Origin of the sequence: Deinococcus rhizophilus (assembly GCF_030271215.1) — a bacterium.
Classification (GTDB): Bacteria; Deinococcota; Deinococci; order Deinococcales; family Deinococcaceae; genus Deinococcus; species Deinococcus rhizophilus.
The window spans coordinates 1-1,054 of sequence record NZ_JASNGB010000337.1; the positions used below are offsets into that span (position 1 = coordinate 1).

1 protein-coding gene is annotated in these 1,054 nt (G+C 71.3%); it reads right to left on the bottom strand.

Annotated elements, in window-relative coordinates; genetic code table 11:
• On the bottom strand, positions 1-1,027 hold a 1,027-nt coding region (locus tag QOL99_RS17200; protein WP_285525623.1), incomplete at its 3' end, for a serine/threonine-protein kinase.
• Positions 1,028-1,054 lie beyond the last annotated feature (27 nt).

Consider the following 1,054-nt stretch of genomic DNA (forward strand, 5'->3'; position numbering starts at 1 on the left):
GGCCCTGCCCGGTCGCCAGGGACGCGCCCCCGGGCCCGTCGCGCAGGCTGAGGCGCAGCTTGCCCGAGAGGTCGAGCAGCCGCAGGGTGCCGGGGCGTTCCTCCACGCCCAGCGCCAGCGCCCAGGGGTCGCTGAAGGTCTCGTCCGTGAGCACCCCGGCGTCGATGCGGGCGATCACCTCGTCGAGGCCAGGGCGCCCGGCGGGGTCTTTCTCGATCATGTGCAGGATCAGGTCGCTGAGCTTGCCGGGCACCTCCAGCCGCACCTGCTTGGGGGGCTTGGGGGCCTCGAAGACCTGCTGGTGCACGACCGCCTCGTAACTGCCCTTGAAGGCGGTGTCGCCGGTGGCGAGTTCGTAGGCGAGCAGCCCCAGCGAATACACGTCGCTGCGGGCGTCGACCCGGCCCCCCTTGGCCTGCTCGGGGGCCATGTAGATGGGCGTGCCCACCCGCGCTCCGGTCATGGTGAGGCGGGTCAGCACCTTGCCCACCGCGATCCCGAAGTCCATCAGCTTGACGCCGCCCTCGCGCAGCCGCCCGTCGCGGAAAGCGCCTGCCAGCACCATCACGTTGGCGGGTTTGATGTCGCGGTGAATCACGTTCTGCATGTGAATGTGCCGCAGGGCGTCGGCCAGCGCCCGCACGACCTGCACGGCCTGGGCAAAGGGCAGGCGCTCGCGGTCCATCAGGCTTTCCAGGCTCTCGCCGTCGAGAAACTCCATGGCGATGTAGTGCTCGGGGTCCTGCATGCGGAAGTCGTAGACCCGCACGATGCCGGGGTGGTTGAAGCGCTTGAGGACCTCGGCTTCGCGGTAGAAACGGCGCACGAACTTGGTGTCCGCGAGGTAGCGGTCCTGCGGGACCTTGAGGGCCACCGTGCGCCCGTCCGAGCGCCGCCGGGCGCGGTACACGCTGCCCATCCCGCCGATGCCCACCCGCTCGAGGACCTCGTAGTCCTGAAAGTGCAGGTCGGGCAGGGGGGTGACCGCCCGGGACGGGGCCGCCCGCTCGGTGCGCTGCACCCGCACCGGGCGCCGCCGGAAGGCCGCCGCGCC